Below are 17517 nucleotides of genomic sequence, written 5' to 3' on the forward strand. Positions count from 1 at the left end.
ATTAATTGTTGTTAGTATTATCAGCAGAAGCTGGGCTATCAATATTAGCAGGAGCCAGATTATCCCAGAAAACTCGAATCAGATCCGCATTAACTGCACCCTGGTCATTAGGAGCTCCCATCACAACGATTTGTTCATTGGCCCTAAGATCAGTGATTTTGATGTCGGAATTGCGATCTTTGATGATTGTTTTGTCTGTCACAGTGACCGTATTCTCCTTACTATCATGATCTTTCACAATTAAATTACTGCCCGAAATTGAAATGATTGTGCCGGCCAGTCCATGTGCATTGCGAAAATCCCGCCCCTCAACATTGCGAGGGATATCCATCATCCCGCCACAACCCCCGATTAAGCCATGATCACAATCGGGAACATTTCTAAATCCGGCGCCCATGAAGTTCCGTTCGTAATTCTGACCCCATTGGTAGGAAAATCTTGCCTTATGCAAGCCCACAGCAACACCGCCGGCAAAACTGACCAAAACGATCAGCGCAATGCCGATGATGCTAGCGGCTAGTTTGAAATTTTTTGATTTGACTACTTCTTTCGTATCCATATGTTTAATAAGAAAATTTATGCTTGCAACAAGCTTTATTAGTAAAATAAAAATTAGCGGAAATCAATAGGATAAAGACCGGAACCAAAAATATGATCGCATGCACAACCGGAAAGGTTTCCAAAAGAGAGAGTAGAAACGTATCCCAATTCGCTAAAACGACCGCGACATCGGAAAAGGCCAAGGATAACATCACCCAAAATTCCGACTGAAAAAAAGCCTGTCCGAAAAAAATCCCCGCAAGCATCGCGAGAAGAAGTGAACTGCCCAATCCAACATAAGAAAACACCAGCTGTCTTTTAGCTCTTCTGGTCTTTTCTTTTTTAATCCGGGAAAAAACAAAGCCAGCAAGATTTACTGGCGGGTTCATTTCACAGATTTTTTTGCAGAGTTGAGTTAGTTTCTTTTCCATATTGGCGTTGTTTTGAGACTTGCGCGTTTAGTGTCCTATGAAAAAATGAAAAAACATAGAACAACTTCGAGCCTGCTTAGAAAGTCTGTTTTTCCGCATAGAATCCGGTAATCCGGGGCGGAAGGGCTCTCTAAGCAGGCCCTTAAACGCGCATGTCTCAGTAGCTATACGATGATAGATTGATTATGGGTGCAAAAATATATCTTTCAGCGCACTGAGCGCTCTTTGATGGCGACTTTTGACCGTATTGTAGGGTAAATTAAGCACATCAGCAATCTCCGAAAGGCTCAGATCGTCTTTGTAGCGCAGAAGAAGCAGTGTCTCATATTTTTTCGGCAGCAACTTGAGTTTTCTCTCTAACTCTTCTGCTGATTGTGTTTTCGCCAAAATTTCATCCGGCAAAGGCTTGTCTTCCGCCACTTCATCTAGTCGATTATACCCTTCACTATTTTCAAACAGCTTGAAGGGCAAAGTTTTTTTCTTTTTCCAATAGTCTCGCGCACTATTTTTAGCAATTGTGAAAATCCAAGTCTTGAAACTCTTCTCAAGATCAAATTGTTTGATGTTTTTCCAAGCCTTGAGAAAAGTTTCTTGAGTCAGGTCGTCCGTGAGCGGTGCGTCGCCTCCGGTCAAGCGGTAGAGAAAATTATAGACCATTTTGAGATAGCGAATAACCAAAAACTCAAAAGACGCGTCATCCCCCGCCAAAAAATTCTCGATCAATTGTCGGTCATTTTTTTCTTCCATAAACCATACATTAGCACAATTGAGACATAATTTCAAAGGCAGATTTTGGGAAATAAAAAACCAGCGACTTATCCATCCCTTCGGCTGGGGTCGCTGGGCACACTTGCAAAGAAGTGCTCATTTAAAATCAAACTTCGTCGGCGGAGGATTAGCCCCATTCGCGATGAATTTTTCGGCGCAGTCAGCGCAAAGTGGCAATCCCGCATAAATATATGACGACGGCTTCATGCAGTGCAACTCAGTTTTAGGCGAAAATGTCATGCAGGGATTAGCCGGAAGAAGTTTCTCAACTATTTTCTTAAAGTCACTAATAACCCCGGCGTTGATCTTATCGTTCTCTTTCGAAATTTTATCACGTTTCCTGCTGCGCACAAACTGGATGAGAATGACGAGTAGCAAAATTCCAATGGTGATTTTCACGATATGTCCTCCTTTTGATGATATTGCTAGGTGTTGTAAAGTTTTTGTTGTTAGCGATAGGTCAAGAAACTGAACCAAGTGAAACAATGTTGTTATTTTTTGCCTGATAAGCGGAAAACAATTCTTCCCGTGTGATAATCACTCGCACATCAGGAACATGCTTTTTAATATTCTCTATCCCACCTTCCTGGCGATCGACGAGAATAACAACCGCCGCAACATCTAATCCATCGGCTCGCGCCCGTTCGATGGCTTTGATAGTGGAACCACCAGTTGTTGCGACGTCATCAATTATAACAACAATATCGCCCAACTCTACGCCGCCTTCAACCCACCTGACGATACCATGGTCTTTTTGTGTTTTACGGATCGAAAGCGCCTTAATAGACCGTCCATTAATCTCATAAGTATACGCGGTCGCCACAGCTATGGGATCTGCGCCAAAAGTCAATCCGCCAATTCCAGTCAGATTTTCAATATCAGAAACTGCATCAAAAACCAATTTGCCAACAAGAATCATTCCGCGCGAGTTCATAGTTGTCGGCTTGCAATTGATATAGAATTGACTCATTTGACCAGAAACCAGTTTGAAAATTGGTTTTTCGCTGAATTGGAAAGATTTTTTTAGGAGCATATTCAGCAATTCATCTTTTTTCATCTTCGTATTCCTTTCGTCTTCATGACTGATCCTGATTTATTGTTATTTTTCTGACAGCCTATGCAGAAAGCATACCTGCCGCACCATTGAGGATTGAAATTATTTTGTTTGCAATTCTTTGGCTTTCCCTTTTCCTTCTTTTCATTTCTCGGTTTCGGCATAAGCTTCCTATCCTCCTTTTAATTAAAAAGTTAATGGAAATATATTCGCCATCACAAACAACGGAAAAATTAGTCACGTTATTTCAAATTGTCAACGAACTACCAAAAAATCCCCAAAAGGGATTATTTTACCAAAAACGAACTAACCCTAAAATAGCGGGAATTTGGGGATTAGTCAAATAAAAGTGGAAAAAGATGAAAACTACAGCAAACCTATTTTTCCTCTAATTTCCTTACTGCCTTGGGCAATTTTTTATCCTCCGACTTCAACTTTCGCTCTAGCTTTTTCACATCCTCCTCTGGTGGCAAATTTTCCGGCACGATACCGCGACTCTCTAGAGTTTTTCTAACACTCTTATTATTGGTAATATGTTCATTAGAAATATCTCCCTCTGTCCGCATATTTTTATTTTTTGCATTAAAAATTGTGATTTCCGTCGCAAAATCTTTTGCCTTCAGAAGAATAGTCGGCATAAAATCTGCTAGTGGTTTATTATTTTTGATATTCCACCTTATCTTCATCTCCTGTGTTGTTTTACCAAAAAGTGCCTTGTCTCCATTACTTCTAATAAAAGCAAAATTTCTATTATCCCCTGTTTGCTCAAAAATAACAATTGACAGTTCTTTTTCGGTTTCCGAAAGTTTCTTTCTAGCTTGCACTCTTTCTGATTCCGAAATTCTCCGCTCAATTATTTCCAATTTCCGTGTTTGAACCGCAAAATATGTTTGTGCGAAAGCAATTTCTTCTTTCTTTGGATCGCCATTTTGTGCGACGAGATAACAAGCATAGCGAGTCAATACAATATCAGCAATTTCTCTTTGCCCACCCTTACCAATATTGATCATTTTGTTGACGTCAACAAAATGATCGGAAGCGCTCTGTTGAGACATTTCACAAGCTATTTTTGCCCTCATAACCACACTCTCAAAATTACGCCATTCATCATATCCAAGCAATCCTTGCAAATCACGAGCTAGCCAAAACTCAACACCCTTTTTCTCATGCGCGCACTCCTCAAAATTTTTATGCAGTTTTGTGATTGTTTGTTTTTCCATTTTAATTAAAGGTATAAACCCCGTGGTAAGCCCTGAACCCTATTCATGGCAAGCCATAGAGAATTTACTCAAAATTAGCTCGTCCCGCGCTCCGTCGGCCATAGCCTTTGGCGGCGTGCTACCGAAGCTTCAGCGTAGGAGGATTAAACTTAATGTTTATGCTGATATTATATCATCACAAGAAAAATCAGTCAAACAAAAAAGAATAACTTTTTCAGTTATAAGCCAACTAGCGCTTGGCTGCTATCCACTATTGATTAGCTATTCATATTTTAGCGCGTCAATCGGATTCAGTTTCGCCGCACGCTGTGAAGGATAAAGCCCGAAGAAAACTCCGATCGCCACACATACCCCGACAGCCAAAAGAATGGGATAGAGCTGAAAGATAAAAGGAATTTTGATAAAAATAGAAGCGATATAGGAAAAAATTTCTCCGGTCGCCATTCCGATAAATCCTCCGGTGATAGTCAACACTACCGCTTCAATTAAAAATTGAAGCAAGATGTCATTTTTTCTGGCGCCCAAAGCTTTTAGGAGTCCGATTTCTTTGGTTCTTTCCGTAACACTTACCAGCATAATATTCATCACTCCAATCCCACCCACAAGCAGTGAGATGCCGGCGATTCCGGCTAGCATCGCTGTTAATGTGCTTGTTATACTGCTTAATTTTTCCTGCATTTCTTTGGAGCTGGTAATGTTAAAATCAATATTGTCCTCATCAGTGATTAAATGTCTTTCCATTAATGCTTGTTTTATTTCTGAAGTGGTTTGATCGATTAAATTGGAATCTGAAACTGACATCTGAACCATTTGAACATAATCTTGCCCTAAAATAATTTTCATAGCGGTGGTCACTGGAATGTAAACAGCCTCATCCGGATTGGACATTCCACTGCTTCCTTTGGCCACGGTAACCCCCACAACCCTAAAAAGCTGTGATTTTATTTGGATAACTTGACCGGTTGGATCAGATCCTTCACCAAAAAGCTCCGTAACAACATCCGGTCCGATAATGGCCACCTTGGAATATAGGTTTTCATCTTCTTCACCAAAAAGTTCTCCATAGTTAACAGTGATAGATTGCATATCAAAATAACCGGACGAAACGCCCTGGACTGTCGTATTCATATTTTCCCCATTTCCAATTACCTGTGCGCTAGTTTGGACTGAAGCTGAAACAGCGTTAATATTGGAAAAGTCATTATTATCTTTGAAAAATTGAGCATCGGCATAAGTCAAAGTTTGCACATTTCCTCCACCTTGGACCGGTCCTTCCGATTGGCTTCCGGGCGATATGGACAAGAGGTTGGATCCCATTGAAGAAACCTCCGAAGTAATCGATGAAGTGGCTCCATTAGCAATGGAAATAATCAGAATAACCGAAGCGATCCCAATCACGATTCCCAGCATCGCTAAAATCGTCCTCAGCCGATTATGCCGTAATGATGAAAATGAAATATTAAATGCATCAAAAAAACTCATACTTTTTATAAATTCTAAATTAATCCGTTATTTTTGTCCTCGACAATCAGTCCGTCTTTGAGAGTAATCGTTCTTTTCCCAAAAGCGGCAATGTCCGGTTCGTGGGTAATCAAAATAATCGTTTTTCCTTCCTGGTTAAGCTCCTGGAAAAAACGCATTACGTCATGAGAAGTAGCGCTATCCAAATTTCCCGTCGGCTCATCGGCCAAAATAATTTCCGGATCCATTACCAGTGCCCGAGCAATGGCCACTCGTTGAATTTGACCGCCGGAAAGCTGATTGGACAAGTTATCTATCTTATCCTCCAGATGGACTGTTTTTAGGGCGGAGAGAACCCGCCCTCTTCTTTGGGCACGAGGGATTTTTCTACTATAAATCATTGGCCTTTCCACGTTATTATAAACGCTCACTCTGGGGATAAGATTAAACGACTGGAACACGAATCCGATTTTTTCATTTCTCACCTTGGCTAGCTCGTCTTCGGTGTAGTTGGTAATATTCAAATCGTTAAAAATATATTTTCCCTCTGTCGCACTGTCCAACGTTCCGATAATATTCATAAGCGTTGATTTTCCGGAACCCGAAGGTCCCATAATAGAAACAAAATCTCCTTCATGCACATTAAAAGAAACTCCCTTCAAAGCTTGATATGAGGCACCGTCACCCATGAGATAGTTTTTTTTGATATTTCGAAGAGAAATAATCAATTTTGATCGTGGCATGCTTTAAAAGATAGATTTTTTAACTGGCTAACTATTTAGCAGTGGATGTCATGGCAGCATCCGAAAGCGAAATCACCATTCCCTCTTCCAGGCCACTGGTAATTTCCACTTGTGATCCACTCTTGAGACCGGTTTTAACTGAAACGTATTCGAAAACCTGCTTTCCTTTCGAATCAGTTTTTGCCACTTGCACTCCTTTCGCGTTTTGATACGGTTTCAAGGCTTTACTTGGAACAACTAGCACATTTTCCCGAGAGTTTGTTTCCACAGTAACATTCGCTGTCATTTTGGGTAACATTCTTTCGTCTTGATCAATAACGGAAAGGTAGACGTTATAAGTAATCACACCAGACTCTTCCACCCCAAAATCATCTATTTTTTCAACTGTTCCGGAATACTCTTTGTCTGAAATGGCATCGAATTTAATCGTAGCTTTTTGCCCTAGTGCAATTTTAGATCTTTCCATTTCATTAATACTGATTTTCACTGAATATCCGGAAAGATCGCCGATAACTAAAACTGGAGAAGCAATCGTGGTGGATGTCACGGTAATATCGGAAAAATATACGACATCGCCGACTCGGACAGATAAATTACTAACTGTTCCGGCAACCTGCGCTTTAATCGTGGCATTTTGCGTGGCATCGTAGGAAAGTTTAGCTGCCTTTACATTGGCTTGACTAGCATCAATTGCAGTCTGGGCATCGTCATATTTTCTTTGCGAAGCACTAAGCGCGCTTTCTCTGGCAGTTACAGCTTGTTTCAAGGCCGTTTTTTCTTTGGAAGTATAATCATCATTAGTTTGCGGATTTTCATCGTGATCTTCTTGATATTCACGATCAACTTTGGCGTCCGTCAAAGATTTTTTATCGCTAAGCACTTGGGCATAAGCACTTTCCTTGTCTTGTTGAGATTTTTTCAAATTATTAAGCGCGGTCAAATAGCTCGCATAAGCCGTCGCTTCTTCTTGATCAGTACTGGTTGATTTTACCTTAAACAGTTTTTGCCCAGCTTGAACCGAATCCCCATTTTTTACATAGAGTTCCTCGACCACTCCATTTGAAGTGGAATAGACACTCACCTGCGCGGCCTGAACATTGCCCGTTTCCATAATGGTTTCGGTGATGTTTCCTTTTCCAACGGTATATGTTTCGATTGGATCGGCTTTTTTTCTGAAAAAGAAAAACCATGCCGAAAAAATGATAGCAAACAAAATCACTACTGAAATAAATTTTCTTGTCCCGGAAGACGTCATTTTTCTAAATATTTTTTTCATATAACAAACATTTTTTAATAAATTACTCGCTGTTATTTTCCAAGCATTGAAATTATTGCGCCGATAAGTTATCTTCCTTGACTGAGTTTATTAAGTCATCAATATTTTTGAGAGAATTGCTTGCTTCACTTTTAGTTTTAATTGGGGCATTGGTGTTGGTTGGTTGATTGCTCAATGAATCGTTTGCGCCAACTTTTTGTATCGCGTTTTTTTGTGCACACATTAGCGCCGCCTGTTCATTGATTTGCTTATCCACCTCTTGCCGATCAATCCAGGCAATAATACCTATGATTAGAATGATTAAAATAACGGAAAATATCAGGTATAGTCTATTTTTGTTTCTTTCGCTTATATTTATTTGCATTTTATTGTGTTATTTTTTCAATGGCAGCGCTCAAACTATTTCGAAGCGTACCATAAGAACTAACTAAATCATTTATTGTTGTTTTAATTTGCGCTTGATCATTTTGGCTCGCCGCGGAAGCAGCCCCGGATGTGTCAGTTTTGCTATTAGTTAAGGCTTGGGCATATACGTCAAATGTACTCAATACGGTGGTGGCTTTAGTTTTGAAAATTTCAAGATTACTTTTTATTTCAGTGGTATCTATACTTTTTGACTTTAAAAATTCAATAATTTTTTCAACTCGGCTCTCTGCTTGGATAAACTGCTTTTCCTTCTCAGCCCGCATTCTAGTTGCTCTTTCGATCTTTGCATCGACATCACCTGCGACCTGAGTAGTATTGCTTGGTTTTACTGGCGTTGCATCATCACCACCTTTTAAAACAGGTGGTTGTTTTCCTGTTGCACCTGAAGGTGGCTTCATATTTGTCGCATCACTCGGAGACATGTTCTTAAATTTATCAATCATTTCTGTGCATTGTGCTTTAGTTTGACCAGTCCTAGAAACGCAATCCTCAACAGTTGGCGTTCCCATGCCCGTTGCAGCTAAAGACGTTAACGGAGTGGTAAGAGATACCAAGGCAACAAGTGAAACTTTGATACTATTTTTTTGTTTTGATTGCATAACATTAAGCCATGCCTATCTTTTAATAAGACGGCATATGAATTGATTGCTCGTTATTATTCTATAAAATAAGCACCCTCCCTCTTTGAGTGCCTATATAATTTAATACGGACAATCAAAAAAAAGTTTGCGTTGTTCCACCAAAAAGACCTTACGTAAAACAGCAAGGTCTTTATAAAAATCGTGATTCCCAGCATAGCAATTAAAAGGGTGGCGGTGGCGGAAATCCATTTGGAAATTGACCGTCTTGACCAAGCGGTGGCATTAGACCTCTCGATGGTTCAACATTCCAATCAGACGGAAAGCTTCGCATCGAAAGAGCATGCATCACAAATTCCCCCGTCTTTTCACCAATAATACCAATTTTTTCACCAGCGACAAGCTCTTTAGCACCGCTTCTTTCTGTTTTTTCATCGAAAATTATTTTCCATTCTTCACCGCTAAAACTTCTCAGCGTGAAACTATCTTTTTCCATTCCAATTATCTCGCCACCAATGAGACCGTCCCCCGGTCTCATCCAACGACCCTCTCTTGGACTGGCAATTCCTCTAAAAAACGGCGGCGCATTTCTGGAAATCATTCCACTCATCTGATGGTCTATCCTAAGAATGTGCCCAATCGCTCCCAGGAATGAAATCAAAAGCACAATAAGGCTGGTGATAAAAAGCGTACTGCGTCGATAACCCTTGGCCGTTTTTCTAAAAGCCAAAACACCGAAAAGAAGCGCTCCAAGAAACAGAAGTATCCACAAAAAAGGAGCGGTAATAAAATAGAGGAAAAGAAATTTTCCTAGTCCTAGCTGGAGCAAAAATCTGGGATCTTCGTCGGCTACATTCAAGATCGCCAACAGAAGAGAAAGCGCGCCGAATAAAATCATAATACTCATCAACAGCCAAAACAAATAACTCTTCCAGCGCAACTTAAATCTAGATTCCGGAACAATCTGTCCTTTTTTTATTTCTGCTACGATTTCTTTGGAAATATTTTTCATAATTTTGAAACTTATTAAACTTTACGCACTTATCGCGAAATTATTCACAGCCTTGTTTTTTGGATGTGTCAAACTTCAAAAAATTAACTACCTAAAAAATTAGACCGGAATAATTCCAAGACGAGAGCGTAATACCAAATTTACAATAAATTGAGTTTGAGATGTGCAGCATCGAGCAATTTTTTTCTTCCGCGACTAATCAGAGCCGCCACGGTTCCTTTTGGTTTCTGGATAATATCCATAATTTCGTCATAGTTTTTGTCTTCCAAGAAACGCAGAATCAAGACTTCTTTATACCGATAGGGCAAATCATCAATCAGCTCTTGCAGAATTCGCACTTGATCCTTGTTTTCTATCTGCGCTTGAATATCAATGTCCGCTTTGAAAAATTTAAGCGTGTCGTCTTCCTCAAAAAAAACAGTTTGCGGACGGATCTGCTTTTTACGAATAGCATCAATCATTGTATTTCTGGCAATCTGGTAAATCCAAGTCGAAAATTTCAAATCACCATCAAAGATGTTCAAGCTCCTATAAACTTTGATAAAAGTTTCCTGAATGATGTCTTCAATATCTTCATTGGAAAAATAGGAACTGCGGCGAATATAGAGAAAAAGCCGTTTTTGATATCGTGACACCAATTCGCCAAAAGCATCCGGATTTTGCTTTGAAAGCTCAACCAATTCATTATCAGTTGCCACTTTACTTGTTTTTAGCATCTAATTGCAAGCTATCGGCTTAATAGTGTCCATAAAATATAATACGTGAAAGTTTTCTATTGTTTGCTCTTTCATTCTCCCCTGACTAAACTTGACTATAAATATAGGCTTGCTTCAACAAAAATACAAGTTTTAGACTTCCTGGAATCGATCAAATTTACCCAAATCTCATTTAGTGCTATCATAGGACTATAACTATTTGGAAAAATTATTATGCTCACAATTTTAGTTGTCGTTTCTCTTGTTTTTAACCTGGCCATTTTGGCTTTGCTTTTTCTGCGCAAATCTAGCGATAATTCCGCACTGATCAAAGATAGTAACGACCGAATCGGACGCGCTTTGCGCGAAGAAATGTCGGCCAATCGGACGGAAACATCTATTTCCGGCAAAGAAACGCGTGAAGAAATCAGAAAGTCAATCAAGGATTTTGGCGATTCACTCAATCGTCAGGTGTTCACCCTCACTGAAACACAAAACAAAAATTTCAGTGTTTTTTCCGACAAACTTGGAGAAGTGATTGAAAAAAATGACAAACGGATGGAATATGTGCGGGAAACGATCGAGAAGCGCTTGGAAAACATCCAGAAAGACAATAGCGAAAAATTGGAAAAGATGCGCGAAACGGTGGACGAAAAACTGCATGCCACTTTGGAAAAACGCCTTGGAGAATCTTTCAAGCTGGTAAGTGAACGACTGGAACTCGTGCATAAAGGCCTAGGTGAGATGCAAACACTGGCCAGTGGTGTCGGGGATCTTAAAAAAGTCTTGCAAAATGTCAAAACGCGCGGAACTTGGGGTGAGGTTCAACTCGGAACTCTTTTGGATCAAATTATGACCATCGAGCAATACGAGAAAAATGTGGCAACCAAAAAAGATTCCAACGACCGGGTTGAATTTGCAATAAAGATTCCTGCCAAAGATGAAAAACTGAAAAACATCTGGCTCCCGATCGATGCTAAATTCCCCTTGGAAGATTTCCAAAATCTCATCGACGCCGAAGAAAAATGCGACATCGCGCTCATTGCTTCTCTGGGAAAAGCACTCGAGGTGCGCATCAAATCCGAAGCTAAAGACATCAAGGAAAAATATCTCGACCCACCTTACACGACTGATTTTGGAATATTATTCTTACCGATCGAGGGACTTTATGCTGAAGTACTCCGCCGCCCAGGTTTAGCCGACACCTTGCAACGGGATTTCAAAGTAATTGTCACCGGACCAACGACCATTGCCGCCATCCTTAATAGTTTGCAAATGGGTTTTCGAACATTGGCGATTGAAAAAAGATCCAGCGATGTTTGGGCAACGCTCGGCGCCATCAAGACCGAGTTCTCAACATTTGGCGATCTGCTCGATAAAACCCACAAGAAATTGCAAGAAGCCAGCAATACTATTGAAAGCGCATCAAGAAAAAGCCGGACTATCGAAAGAAAACTCAACAAAGCCCAAGAAATGCCTGTGCCGGAAATTGTCAAAGAGTTGCCGTTGGGGATTGAGGTGGAAGAATAAATTTATCAAACGATACACCCAAGCCCTATTGTGTCATTCCCGCGAAGGCGGGAATCCAGGTTCCACTGGTTATGAACTCTGGAAAATCGAGCTACGAGTCTGATAAACTCTCTACTCCAGTGGGTCTTGAATTTTAATAATTCGTATTCTCTCCATTTTTAGCTTGAGGTGCCTGGATCCCCGCCTTCGCGGGGATGACACTAAGGAATATGCAATTCGATAATAAAAAATAATTTTAAAAAACCATGGATCCCCAACTCGAACAAAAACTCGCCGAGCAAGACCAAAAACTCGACAAAATTTACGCCTCGATCGAAAAGATGCGTAAATATTTTCTCTGGACAATGATCATCACTATCGCCACTATCGTCTTACCGCTTCTCGCCCTTATCGCTGTCATTCCTTGGTTTTTGAGTGTGATGGGTAGTGCTTATAATATTCAATAATATTTATCTTCCGTGTCATTCCCGCGAAGGCGGGAATCCAGGTGCTTCTAGTTTCAAACTCTAGAAAATCGAACTGCAAGTCTGACAAACTCTCTATTTCAATAAGTCTTGAATTTTAATAACTCGTTTTTCATTATCTTAAGCCTGAGGTGCCTGGATCCCCGCCTTCGCGGGGATGACACATAAAAAAGCCTTGGAATAGCCATTTCAAGCGATCTTGTTTGACAAAAAGGCAAAACTATGCTACACTTATTAATCTAGTTTCGGATAGTTTTTTTACTCAAACAACAAGAAAAAGGAGAAAAGCAATGCTATATTGGACAGGATTGGCAGTAGGTTCACTCAGCCTATTGGCGTTTTTATTTATGGCAGAAGCGGACAAGAAACTCTTGCCATGGTTATTTTGGTTAACTGCTGTAATCGGGATGTATTGCTATGGTCTCGGCTCCCAAGACATTGGTCAAAAAGGAGTCTATAGAAATTTAGCCCGAGAGGTGGATTTTCAGCAAATTCCAGTTTCAGGCCAAAAGGATTTCGTCGTAATAGCCCAAATAACTTATGTTGATGGTAAAATGGATCAAGTAACTATTGTCCACAATACCACCAAAGCACTACCCACCAACAACGAATCCAGAAAATAAAACCACTTTTTTCATAAGCACAAAAGAAGCCCGAAGCGGAACACCGCCGAAGGCTTCTTTTCATTTTTTACGTGATATCAAACCACAAAAAATCCACCCTCACGAGTGGATTTTTCTTATTCTCAAATACTAGAGAAAAATTATTTCAAAGTCACAGTTGCACCGGCTTCTTCCAGTTTCTTTTTCATTGTTTCTGCGTCAGCTTTGGAAACTTTTTCTTTGATCACCTTTGGAGCGGCGTCAACTAAATCCTTGGCATCTTTGAGTCCTAGGCCAGTGATTTCTCTTACAGCTTTAATCACATTGATTTTTGATGCGCCAGAAGCAGTCACTTCCACGTCAAATTCAGATTTCTCTTCAGCAGCAGGAGCGGCATCACCAGCAGCAGGAGCGGCGGCCATCATCACACCAGCAGAAGCAGAAACTCCAAATTTCTCTTCCAAAACCTTCACCAGTTCAGAAAGTTCTAAAACGCTCATAGTTTCAATCTCAGAAACGAGCTTTTTGAATTTTTCTGGAACCTCAACGTCCTTTTTTTCGTCTGTCATATGTTTATTAAAAAAATTAACTAATTAACTATAAATTATTTCTTCTCCGCCACTGCTTTCAAAACTCGCACGAATCCGCTCAAATTTCCAGACAGTACTCGGACAAAGTTCGAAACAGGCGCGTTGATCGTTCCCACAAATTTCGCGAGCAACTCGTCTTTGGATGGCAATTTGGAAAGCGCAATCACTTCATCCGTGCTAAGCATCTTTCCTTCCAATACTCCCCCAGTCACTTTCAATTTGTCATTCACCTTGGAAAATTTGCTCAGAATTTTGGCGGCTGCTACTTCATCTTTCGGAGAAACTGCGATAGCAATCTGACCTTCCATCTTGAGCACATCCGCTTCGATGCCGGCATTCTTGAGAGCAATGTTGATCAAAGTCTTTTTGACCACTTTGAGACTCACCCCTTGGGCGCGGAGCTCTTTTCGCAAAGCCACCATGTCTTTCATGTTGAGTCCCTTGAAATCTGAAAAAACTACCGCTTTGGCGCCCTTCAATTTTTCCGATAATTCAGAAACAATTACTTCTTTTTGAATCTTCGTTTGCATATGCTTGTTTTAGTAAATTAAAAACTGCGGGTCTGCCGCAGATGAGATCGAAAAAGCGCACTTTTTCGAATTTTCCTCAATAGGACTTATGGTTGCCTATCATCTGCGGAAAAATATTTAGATATTTTCTCTATTATTCAGCCTTCACCTCTTCTGTTTTTTCAACTGGAACTGCTTCGGCAATAACCTCCTCTTTCTTTTCAGTAGCTACTTCTTCAGCTTTTGGAGCAACCGCTTCAACAGGAGCTTCTTCGGTTTTTGCAGTCGCCTCTTTTTTCGGGGCTTCTGCCTCAGCAACAACCACTTTCTTTGGCAACTTCACTACCCTTTTCTTTTCTGAGATGACACCATTTTTGACCAAAAGGTTATGTACAGTGTCTGATGCTAGCGCACCTTTTTCAATCCAATATTTGATCCGATCAGTTTTGAGCACTGTTTCTTTGGAATGTGGATTGTGACTACCCAAAATTTCCACGTGCCGTCCACCTGGAGCAACTGTGTGTTCTTGAAGCATTATTTTGAATTGTGCCGTATTTCGTTTGCCGGTTCTTGCTAGTCGTATGGTCAGCATAGGATTTTGTCTTTAATAAAAACCAAAAGCGTAAAATAACGCTTGTTTTCACATAATTTAGGTTACTGAGATAGTTTAGGGGTTTTTGAGATATTTGTCAAGACAACGTCAATGTAGAGACGCAGCATTGCTGTGTCCCTATAATGTTAAACCTATTTCTATTTTTCCTGAAATTATGCTAAATTATATAGAGTAGACGAATTGCTCTCACCTTTTTAATATGACTAGAAAAAAAACTGACAAAAAAATACCTCGATTGGAACCGCAATTCCATAATGTTATGGTCTGCAAAAAAACTGACTGCCGACCCTTCTTGGAAATATTGGTCGAGAAGCCGGAAAATATTTCCCACCAGAACCTGGGAATTCTGGCTGGCATTTTTCAGATCGATGATCGCAGTGAAGATTCCTCCTATGTCGTAAATTACCTGATTTCTATCATTAAAAAGGAGTATTTTTCCCGCGCCAATCGCGGATCAGTTGAAAATTTTGAATCGGCCTTGCACAAAGCTAATCTGGCGCTGGCGAAATTAGCCACACATGAAAATGTCGGCTGGATTGGGCGTATTAATGCGATTTGCGCCGTGATCGAAAAAAACAACCTCTTAATCTCCCAGACTGGAAATGCCTCGGCTTTTCTTTTGCGCGGCACAACACTTATGGAGATAACAGAACTTCCCGATGAAAGCATCGACTCCAATCCCTTGAAAACCTTTCAGGATGTCATTTCTGGAAAGATTGAAAAAAATGACAAACTGATCCTTACTACCAAGGAAATCTTTGATATTTTTTCCTTGGAAGAACTCAAAAAAAGCGCCCTCAAATTTTCCCGGGAAAATTTTCTTCAGTTCCTGAATACTGCGCTTGTCAATGAACTTGACCAAGTTGCTGCACTTGTGGTTGATATTGATGAAAAAATTGAAGAACCGGTCGAGGCGCCGGTTGTCAAAAAGATCGAGGAAGTGAATGTCTTTAGCCAAAATGCTTTCCGCAAAGAATCAACCCCGAAAGAGTTAATGAAGGAAAGGGCTCAGGAAGAATTTGTATTGCAAGAAAGACAAGCAATAATCCGCGAAATTAAGGATGAGCGCAAGGATTTTGTCGACCAAAAGACTGGGCATATCTATATCAAAGAACCCGAAAGTGATGCGATTGAAAATCTCCCCCAAAAAACAACCATTGATTTTTCCGCCTCTCTAGAAAAACTCTCCGCCTTAGCTTCCGCCAGTGCTAGATTATTATCACAAACAGGCATTGGCGCTAAAGAAGCTTCTTCTGCCTTTTGGCAAAAAAGCCGAGCAAAAATTACCGAAATTCGCACGCGAAAAAATGCAGCTTCACTCAATGCTTTGGAAAAAAGGATGGAGGCACAGATCCGAACAGAAAAAGAAGCTGAAAAATCAGAAATGACAGAACGCGAACCTGAACGATTGGTCATTGAGAAAATAGACTCAGAAGTGCCGCGCGCAGCTGAAACAAAAATTTTATTGGCCCAAAAAATAAAGACAGCCTATACGAAACTAGAAAAACTTGAAATCAAAGCAAAAACCGGAGCATTGCTGAAAAAAACAAAACCAGGAATAGAATGGCTGAAGGAACGCTCCGCTGATGGATTAATTTTGATTTTGCAAAGACCGACCCGGATCACGCTTAAGCTAACTGCTAGTTTAAAAAATAAATGGCATGAGCACAAAGCAGAAAAATCCGTCCGCATCGCTACGCGAAGCGTTGCGGGCGGGCCTGCCCACAATGCTACGCCCGCTCGCAGCGTTGTAACAACATCGGGCGAGCATAGCGTTGCCGGCGGGCCAGCAAGCGATACTGCAACCGCTCGCGACGTTATAGTTACATCAAGCGAGTATAGTGATGCGATCCGACCTGCCATGGACATAGCTCCAGGTGCGGACGAAATTATCCCAGCCAATAAGATAAGATATCCCTGGGAAAAACCTCTTTCTAAACCAGTTTCATCGGATGCCATAACCACCAAAATGGCCACCGAACCACCGAAAAAACTTGCTCTTTCGCCAATTCTGCGAAAAACCCTTGAAATCGGCCAGGCAGTCAAGCTAAAAAAAGTCCTGCCCGATTTTTCGCGCCTGAAGCAAATCATCAAAAACCTTGACCAAAAACAAAAAATTTCCGCCCTAGCCATACTATTGCTATTGCTCATCGTGCCATATTTGATTGTAAAGTGGGAGAATAGACCAAAAGAAAAACCGGTCGTTGCTACAGAAGCACCTGTCGTCGCTGTGCCGCTGGAAAAAGATACGAATGTTGTCCGTATCGAGAAATCGGATGAAGTTTATTCGGGAGATGTCGCAAAGATCATCAATTTGAATGGAAAAATTTTCGCTCTAAAAAATTCCGCTGTTGTTGATATGGAAAACCAAAGGGAATTTTCCCTTTCGGCTGATTTTCAAAGTCCGGATCTGTTTCTTGGAATGGACGATCTCAATTTGATATTTATAATCAAAAACAACCAGATTCTTTCTCTTTCTCCAATGACCGGAAAATTTCAAAATAATAATCTTAATTTTTCGACCGACGGAAAAGTGGTTGATGCTAAGACTTATTTGACCTATATCTATCTTCTTGATGCAACAAACAATCAAATTTATCGTGCACCAAGAGCAGACGGCGGCTTTGGCGAAAAAACGGCTTGGGTAAAGGATAAATTAGATTTATCCAAAACAAAAAACATGGCAATCAATGAAAATATTTTTGTCATCGACGGACAAAATATCTTGAAATTGCTCCGTGGCAAAAAACAAGCCTTTTTACTGGAAAGCACTGCGACGCCAATTGCGCCAGACAGCCTTTATGCCCAAAACTCCGGCACTGTTTTCTACATTCTCGACAAAACCAATTCGCGCATTCTGAAACTCGACAATGATGGTAAAATTCTCGCTCAATATTACAACACTAACATCAAAAATGCCACTGACTTTTCTGTGAGCGAAGAAAACAAGCTAATCTACATTTCAGACAAGAGTGGAGTGAAAAGCTATAGAATTGAGTAAGATA

Annotated in this window: 20 protein-coding genes; 4 read left to right on the top strand and 16 right to left on the bottom strand. The window is 40.5% G+C overall.

Annotated features, from left to right (window positions below; genetic code table 11):
• Position 1 precedes the first annotated feature (1 nt).
• The 13 genes from WC848_04090 to WC848_04150 form a co-directional block, all read right to left on the bottom strand.
• Complete coding sequence (locus WC848_04090; protein MFA5961834.1) at positions 2-559, bottom strand: hypothetical protein; 558 nt, start codon at positions 557-559, stop codon at positions 2-4.
• Positions 560-563: 4 nt separating this feature from the next.
• Positions 564-971 carry a hypothetical protein gene (locus tag WC848_04095; protein ID MFA5961835.1) on the bottom strand — a complete coding sequence of 136 codons (408 nt, stop codon included), beginning with the start codon at positions 969-971 and terminating at the stop codon, positions 564-566.
• A 183-nt stretch (positions 972-1154) separates the two neighbouring features.
• Positions 1155-1718 carry an RNA polymerase sigma factor gene (locus WC848_04100; GenBank protein ID MFA5961836.1) on the bottom strand — a complete coding sequence of 188 codons (564 nt, stop codon included), beginning with the start codon at positions 1716-1718 and terminating at the stop codon, positions 1155-1157.
• Positions 1719-1835: 117 nt separating this feature from the next.
• The gene (locus WC848_04105) at positions 1836-2138 is read right to left on the bottom strand and encodes a hypothetical protein (protein ID MFA5961837.1); all 303 of its coding nucleotides are present in this window, start codon (positions 2136-2138) and stop codon (positions 1836-1838) included.
• A 61-nt stretch (positions 2139-2199) separates the two neighbouring features.
• Complete coding sequence (pyrE, locus tag WC848_04110; GenBank protein ID MFA5961838.1) at positions 2200-2796, bottom strand: orotate phosphoribosyltransferase; 597 nt, start codon at positions 2794-2796, stop codon at positions 2200-2202.
• A 374-nt stretch (positions 2797-3170) separates the two neighbouring features.
• A complete protein-coding gene (dinD, locus tag WC848_04115; GenBank protein ID MFA5961839.1) occupies positions 3171-4013 on the bottom strand; it encodes a DNA damage-inducible protein D in 843 nt (280 codons plus the stop codon).
• A gap of 261 nt (positions 4014-4274) precedes the next feature.
• On the bottom strand, positions 4275-5495 hold the full coding sequence (locus WC848_04120) for an ABC transporter permease (GenBank protein ID MFA5961840.1): 1221 nt from the start codon (positions 5493-5495) through the stop codon (positions 4275-4277).
• A gap of 14 nt (positions 5496-5509) precedes the next feature.
• Positions 5510-6217: an ABC transporter ATP-binding protein gene (locus tag WC848_04125; protein MFA5961841.1), complete on the bottom strand. Its 708-nt coding sequence runs from the start codon at positions 6215-6217 to the stop codon at positions 5510-5512.
• Positions 6218-6248: 31 nt separating this feature from the next.
• Entirely contained in the window at positions 6249-7493 is a 1245-nt protein-coding gene (locus tag WC848_04130) for an HlyD family efflux transporter periplasmic adaptor subunit (GenBank protein ID MFA5961842.1), read from the bottom strand.
• A gap of 52 nt (positions 7494-7545) precedes the next feature.
• Positions 7546-7857: a hypothetical protein gene (locus WC848_04135; GenBank protein ID MFA5961843.1), complete on the bottom strand. Its 312-nt coding sequence runs from the start codon at positions 7855-7857 to the stop codon at positions 7546-7548.
• A gap of 1 nt (position 7858) precedes the next feature.
• The gene (locus tag WC848_04140) at positions 7859-8518 is read right to left on the bottom strand and encodes a hypothetical protein (protein ID MFA5961844.1); all 660 of its coding nucleotides are present in this window, start codon (positions 8516-8518) and stop codon (positions 7859-7861) included.
• A gap of 202 nt (positions 8519-8720) precedes the next feature.
• Positions 8721-9509: a hypothetical protein gene (locus WC848_04145; protein ID MFA5961845.1), complete on the bottom strand. Its 789-nt coding sequence runs from the start codon at positions 9507-9509 to the stop codon at positions 8721-8723.
• A 140-nt stretch (positions 9510-9649) separates the two neighbouring features.
• Entirely contained in the window at positions 9650-10225 is a 576-nt protein-coding gene (locus WC848_04150; protein ID MFA5961846.1) for a sigma-70 family RNA polymerase sigma factor, read from the bottom strand.
• Between the two features lie 213 nt (positions 10226-10438).
• Here WC848_04150 and rmuC point away from each other — a divergent pair, with 213 nt between their 5' ends.
• From rmuC to WC848_04165, 3 genes are all read left to right on the top strand, one after another.
• Complete coding sequence (rmuC, locus tag WC848_04155; GenBank protein ID MFA5961847.1) at positions 10439-11734, top strand: DNA recombination protein RmuC; 1296 nt, start codon at positions 10439-10441, stop codon at positions 11732-11734.
• A 245-nt stretch (positions 11735-11979) separates the two neighbouring features.
• Positions 11980-12180: a hypothetical protein gene (locus tag WC848_04160; protein MFA5961848.1), complete on the top strand. Its 201-nt coding sequence runs from the start codon at positions 11980-11982 to the stop codon at positions 12178-12180.
• Positions 12181-12488: 308 nt separating this feature from the next.
• A complete protein-coding gene (locus tag WC848_04165; GenBank protein ID MFA5961849.1) occupies positions 12489-12821 on the top strand; it encodes a hypothetical protein in 333 nt (110 codons plus the stop codon).
• 140 nt (positions 12822-12961) lie between these two features.
• On the opposite strand, the gene rplL is transcribed toward WC848_04165, so the two are convergent.
• The 3 genes from rplL to rpsP form a co-directional block, all read right to left on the bottom strand.
• Positions 12962-13369 (bottom strand): 50S ribosomal protein L7/L12, encoded by a 408-nt coding sequence (gene rplL, locus WC848_04170; protein ID MFA5961850.1) that lies wholly within the window; start codon positions 13367-13369, stop codon positions 12962-12964.
• Positions 13370-13404: 35 nt separating this feature from the next.
• Positions 13405-13920 carry a 50S ribosomal protein L10 gene (gene rplJ, locus WC848_04175; GenBank protein MFA5961851.1) on the bottom strand — a complete coding sequence of 172 codons (516 nt, stop codon included), beginning with the start codon at positions 13918-13920 and terminating at the stop codon, positions 13405-13407.
• A gap of 133 nt (positions 13921-14053) precedes the next feature.
• Complete coding sequence (gene rpsP, locus WC848_04180) at positions 14054-14491, bottom strand: 30S ribosomal protein S16 (protein MFA5961852.1); 438 nt, start codon at positions 14489-14491, stop codon at positions 14054-14056.
• Between the two features lie 220 nt (positions 14492-14711).
• Here rpsP and WC848_04185 point away from each other — a divergent pair, with 220 nt between their 5' ends.
• Positions 14712-17513 (top strand): hypothetical protein, encoded by a 2802-nt coding sequence (locus WC848_04185; protein ID MFA5961853.1) that lies wholly within the window; start codon positions 14712-14714, stop codon positions 17511-17513.
• The last annotated feature ends 4 nt before the right edge of the window (positions 17514-17517 follow it).

It is taken from the genome of Parcubacteria group bacterium (assembly GCA_041659505.1).
Lineage (GTDB): Bacteria > Patescibacteriota > Minisyncoccia > Moranbacterales > UBA2206 > UBA9630.

Excerpts from the sequence above, each read along its gene's own strand:
- dinD (MFA5961839.1), bottom strand. The coding sequence starts at position 4,013 with ATGGAAAAACAAACAATCACAAAACTGCATAAAAATTTTGAGGAGTGC.
- rplJ (MFA5961851.1), bottom strand. The coding sequence starts at position 13,920 with ATGCAAACGAAGATTCAAAAAGAAGTAATTGTTTCTGAATTATCGGAA.
- rplL (MFA5961850.1), bottom strand. The coding sequence starts at position 13,369 with ATGACAGACGAAAAAAAGGACGTTGAGGTTCCAGAAAAATTCAAAAAG.
- WC848_04130 (MFA5961842.1), bottom strand. The coding sequence starts at position 7,493 with ATGAAAAAAATATTTAGAAAAATGACGTCTTCCGGGACAAGAAAATTT.
- WC848_04100 (MFA5961836.1), bottom strand. The coding sequence starts at position 1,718 with ATGGAAGAAAAAAATGACCGACAATTGATCGAGAATTTTTTGGCGGGG.
- pyrE (MFA5961838.1), bottom strand. The coding sequence starts at position 2,796 with ATGAAAAAAGATGAATTGCTGAATATGCTCCTAAAAAAATCTTTCCAA.
- WC848_04090 (MFA5961834.1), bottom strand. The coding sequence starts at position 559 with ATGGATACGAAAGAAGTAGTCAAATCAAAAAATTTCAAACTAGCCGCT.
- WC848_04145 (MFA5961845.1), bottom strand. The coding sequence starts at position 9,509 with ATGAAAAATATTTCCAAAGAAATCGTAGCAGAAATAAAAAAAGGACAG.
- WC848_04120 (MFA5961840.1), bottom strand. The coding sequence starts at position 5,495 with ATGAGTTTTTTTGATGCATTTAATATTTCATTTTCATCATTACGGCAT.
- rpsP (MFA5961852.1), bottom strand. The coding sequence starts at position 14,491 with ATGCTGACCATACGACTAGCAAGAACCGGCAAACGAAATACGGCACAA.
- WC848_04160 (MFA5961848.1), top strand. The coding sequence starts at position 11,980 with ATGGATCCCCAACTCGAACAAAAACTCGCCGAGCAAGACCAAAAACTC.
- WC848_04140 (MFA5961844.1), bottom strand. The coding sequence starts at position 8,518 with ATGCAATCAAAACAAAAAAATAGTATCAAAGTTTCACTTGTTGCCTTG.
- WC848_04150 (MFA5961846.1), bottom strand. The coding sequence starts at position 10,225 with ATGCTAAAAACAAGTAAAGTGGCAACTGATAATGAATTGGTTGAGCTT.
- rmuC (MFA5961847.1), top strand. The coding sequence starts at position 10,439 with ATGCTCACAATTTTAGTTGTCGTTTCTCTTGTTTTTAACCTGGCCATT.
- WC848_04135 (MFA5961843.1), bottom strand. The coding sequence starts at position 7,857 with ATGCAAATAAATATAAGCGAAAGAAACAAAAATAGACTATACCTGATA.
- WC848_04095 (MFA5961835.1), bottom strand. The coding sequence starts at position 971 with ATGGAAAAGAAACTAACTCAACTCTGCAAAAAAATCTGTGAAATGAAC.
- WC848_04165 (MFA5961849.1), top strand. The coding sequence starts at position 12,489 with ATGCTATATTGGACAGGATTGGCAGTAGGTTCACTCAGCCTATTGGCG.
- WC848_04185 (MFA5961853.1), top strand. The coding sequence starts at position 14,712 with ATGACTAGAAAAAAAACTGACAAAAAAATACCTCGATTGGAACCGCAA.
- WC848_04125 (MFA5961841.1), bottom strand. The coding sequence starts at position 6,217 with ATGCCACGATCAAAATTGATTATTTCTCTTCGAAATATCAAAAAAAAC.